This window comes from Mycobacterium sp., from assembly GCF_050701675.1.
In the GTDB taxonomy this organism is placed as follows: domain Bacteria; phylum Actinomycetota; class Actinomycetes; order Mycobacteriales; family Mycobacteriaceae; genus Mycobacterium.
On sequence record NZ_JBOGDD010000255.1, the window covers coordinates 1 to 3,906 of the forward strand.

General features: G+C 66.9%; 3 protein-coding genes. 1 reads left to right on the forward strand and 2 read right to left on the reverse strand.

The annotated features are described in order from the left end of the window. Positions 1–9: 9 nt before the first annotated feature. Together fadD8 and ACRDUX_RS07290 are read right to left on the reverse strand one after the other, a co-directional pair. Positions 10–1,620: a fatty-acid--CoA ligase FadD8 gene (fadD8, locus tag ACRDUX_RS07285; protein WP_526412424.1), complete on the reverse strand. Its 1,611-nt coding sequence runs from the start codon at positions 1,618–1,620 to the stop codon at positions 10–12. Positions 1,621–1,671: 51 nt separating this feature from the next. Then, positions 1,672–2,100: a YciI family protein gene (locus tag ACRDUX_RS07290; RefSeq protein WP_526412426.1), complete on the reverse strand. Its 429-nt coding sequence runs from the start codon at positions 2,098–2,100 to the stop codon at positions 1,672–1,674. Between the two features lie 139 nt (positions 2,101–2,239). Here ACRDUX_RS07290 and ACRDUX_RS07295 point away from each other — a divergent pair, with 139 nt between their 5' ends. Further along, positions 2,240–3,847 (forward strand): amidohydrolase, encoded by a 1,608-nt coding sequence (locus tag ACRDUX_RS07295; protein WP_526412428.1) that lies wholly within the window; start codon positions 2,240–2,242, stop codon positions 3,845–3,847. Positions 3,848–3,906: the final 59 nt, after the last annotated feature.

Genomic DNA, 3,906 nt, shown 5'->3' on the forward strand with positions numbered 1-3,906 from the left:
GGAAGGACGTCAGCCGATCGCCCGGCCCGCGCCCTCCCAGAACCGTGCGCGGACGGCCTTCTTGTCCGGCTTGCCGAGACCGGTCACCGGTAGCGCGTCGACGACGAACACCTGCTTGGGCACCTGCACCGACCCCTTGCGGTCCTTGACCGCCGCCTGGATCTCGGCGGTCAAGGTAGCAATGGCCGCGACGTCCGAATCGGCATCGGCGCGCAGCACCACCACGGCCGTCACCGTCTCGCCCCACTTGTCGTCGGGGCTGCCGACGACGCACACCTGTGCGACCGAAGGATGTTCTGCGACAACGTCTTCCACCTCACGTGGGTAGACGTTGAACCCGCCGGTGACGATCATGTCCTTGACCCGGTCGACGATGAACCAGAAGCCGTCGGAGTCCTCGCGGGCCATGTCACCGGTGTGCAGCCAGCCGCCGGAGAACGTCTCGGCGGTCTGCTCCGGCAGCTTCCAGTAGCCCCCCGACAGCAGCGGCCCGGACACGCACACCTCGCCGACCTCGCCCTGGGGGACGGGATTGCCCTCGGCGTCCAGCAGCGCGCACCTGGCGAACAGCGTCGGTCGTCCGCACGATGACAGCCGCTTCTCGTCGTGGTCGTTCTTGCCGAGATACGAGATCGCCATCGGCGCCTCGGATTGCCCGTAGTTCTGCGCGAAGATCTTGCCGAACCGCTCGATGGCCTCCGCCAGCCGCACCGGGTTGATCGCCGACGCGCCGTAGTACACCGTCTCCAGCGACGAGAGGTCGCGGGTCTTGGAATCCGGATGGTCCATCAGGGCGTACAGCATGGCCGGCACCACGAACGTCGCGGTGATCCGCTCCTCCTCGATGACGCGCAGCGCCTCGCCCGGATCGAACTTCGCCATCACGTGCATCTCGCCGCCCTTGACCAGGGTCGGCAGGAAGTAGGCGGCCCCGGCGTGCGACAGCGGGGTGAGCATCAGGAACTTCGGGCTGTCCGGCCACTCCCACTCGGCGAGCTGAATGGTCGTCATGGTGCTGGTGGCCTGGCTCGTCATCATGACGCCCTTGGGCTTGCCGGTGGTGCCGCCGGTGTAGGACAGGCCGTTGACGTGATCGGGCGCAAGGTTGGCGGCGACCAGGGGGCGTGGCTCGTACTTGTCCGCCTCGGCCGTCAGGTCGACGACGTTCGCCCCTGACGCCGCGAGCTCGGGCGGGACCGGTCCGATGGTGAGGACCTGCTTGAGGGAGCCGGCCTTCTCGAGCAACCCGAGCGCCCGCTCGACGAACATCGGGTTGGGGTCGATGATCAGCGTCGTCACCTCGGCGTCGGTGAGCACGTACGCGTGGTCGTCGAGCGAGCCCAGCGGGTGCAGCGCCAGTCGGCGGTAGCCCTGGATCTGACCGGCGCTGGTGATCATCAGCACCTCGGGCCGGTTGAGTGACAGCAGGCCCGCCGTCTCGCCGGAACCCGCGCCGAGTGCCTCGAAGGCCTGCACGTACTGGCTGATCTTCGCTGCCAGCTGGCCACCGGTCAGCGTGGTGTCGCCGAGATGCAGCACCGGCTTGTCCCTGTGACGCTTCAGCGCGCCCACCAGCAGATGGCCGGAGTGGATCGGATGCCGCAGCAGCTCGTCGCTCATAGAGGACAGACTAGAACGTGTTACAGAACGAGCCGCTGCGCATCCCCAAAGTCACTTCGCGTAGCGGGGATCGTTCTCCTCGCGCCACTTGAGCTCCTTCTGAATCCACTCGTTGTCCTGGTCGAACTCCTCGGTCTCGGACACGCGGCGCACCTCGAGCTTCACGCCGGGCCCCAACGGGCACTTCTGCGCCCACTGCTTGGCCTCGACGACAGAGGACACGTCCAGGATCCAGAAGCCGTTGAACAACTCCTTTGCCTCCGCGTACGGGCCATCGGTCACCACGGGTGGATCCGAGTTGAAGTCGACGACGAAACCCTCCTCGGGTCCGGTCAGTCCCTCGCCGGCGAGCAGCACGCCCGCCTTGATGAGTTCCTCGTTGTAGCGGCCCATCGCGGCGATGATCTCGCTGAAGTCGATGTTGTCCTCGACGAACTTCTCCGCTTCCGGGGTGGACCGCATGATCAGCATGTAACGCATTTCGATGTCTCCTTCTTCTTGGGGGAAGGGGCGCGTCCATCGTGCCCTCGTTCATACGTCGAATGGCAACCCCGGTAAATCGACACGACGAGAAGGGAAATCTCATCGAATTTTCCCTTGTCTCTGCAAGGATGACGACATGGCTGCTGACCTGGCTTTTTTCGGGACCGTGCTGACGGTCGACGACGCCCGTCCCACCGCGGGGGCGCTCGCGGTGGCCGACGGGCGCATCGTCGCGGTCGGCGATCGGGCCGACGTGCAGGGTTGGATCGGACCAGACACCGAGATCGTCGAAATCGGGGACGGCTGCCTGATGCCAGGGCTCATCGAGGCGCACGGGCACCCGCTCATGGAGGCCATCGTGCTGGCCGACCGCATCGTCGACATCCGCCCGGTCACCATGCGCAGCGCCGAGGTCGTACTGGCCGCGATACACGACGAGGTCGCGGTGCGCGGCGCGTCGGGTGCGTACCTCAATGGGTGGGACCCGCTGCTGCAGGTCGGTCTGCCGGAGCCCACGCTCGCATGGCTGAACGCCGAGGCGCCCGACACCCCGCTGGTGATCGTCCACAACTCGGGACACAAGGCGTACTTCAACTCGGCGGTGGCCCGGCAGCTGGGGCTGAACCGCGACACTCCCGACCCGAAGGGTGCGAAGTACGGCCGCGACGCCGATGGCGAGCTCGACGGAACGGCCGAGGAGACGGGCGCGGTGTTCCCGCTGATCGGTGGCGCGATCGACCCGAACGGCTACCCGGCGATGCTGCTCGCCGAGTGCGGGCGACTGAACCGGGCCGGGCTGACCACCTGTTCGGAGATGGCGTTCGACCCGATGTTCCGGCCGGTCCTCGACTCGCTGCGGGACGACTTGACGGTGCGGCTGCGCACCTACGAGATGTCGACGGCTGAGATGTCCACCACGCAGACGCCGTCCAACGGGGATGACGTCGTCAGGCAGGTGGGCATCAAGATCTGGGTCGACGGGTCACCGTGGATCGGCAACATCGACCTGACGTTCCCCTACCTGGACACCGAGGCCACCCGCACCATCGGCGTGACTCCGGGCTCCTGCGGCCACGCCAACTACACCCGCGAGCAGCTGACCGAGATCGTCGCCGCGTACTTCCCGCTCGGCTGGCAGATGGCGTGCCACGTCCAGGGCGACAACGGGGTCGACACCATCCTCGACGTGTATGAGCATGCGCTGCAAGCGAATCCGCGTGACGATCACCGGCTGCGGCTCGAACACGTCGGCGCCATCTCGGATGCGCAGCTGCAGCGTGCCCACGATCTCGGCGTCACGTGCAGCATCTTCGTCGACCAGATCCACTACTGGGGCGACATCGTCGTGGACGGACTCTTCGGTGAAGAGCACGGTTCCAGGTGGATGCCCACCGGGTCGGCCGTGGCCACCGGGATGCGGATCTCCCTGCACAACGACCCGCCCGTGACGCCAGAGGAACCGCTGCGCAACATCAGCGTCGCCGCCACCCGCATCGCCCCGAGCGGCCGGGTGCTGGGACCGGAGCAGCGCCTGACGGTCGAGCAGGCCATCCGGGCGCAGACGCTGGATGCGGCGTGGCAGTTGTTCTCCGACGACGTCATCGGCTCGCTGGAGGTGGGCAAGTACGCGGATCTCGTGCTGCTGTCCGCCGACCCGCGGGCGGTGCCGCCCGAGGACGTCGCGGACCTCGAGGTGCGCGCAACCTATCTCGCGGGGCGTCGCGTGTTTGCCAAATTTGACTGACGGCGGTCTTCGTCGTGGCACGCTCGTGTCATGTCCGACCTGGCTGATCCCCGATTTCT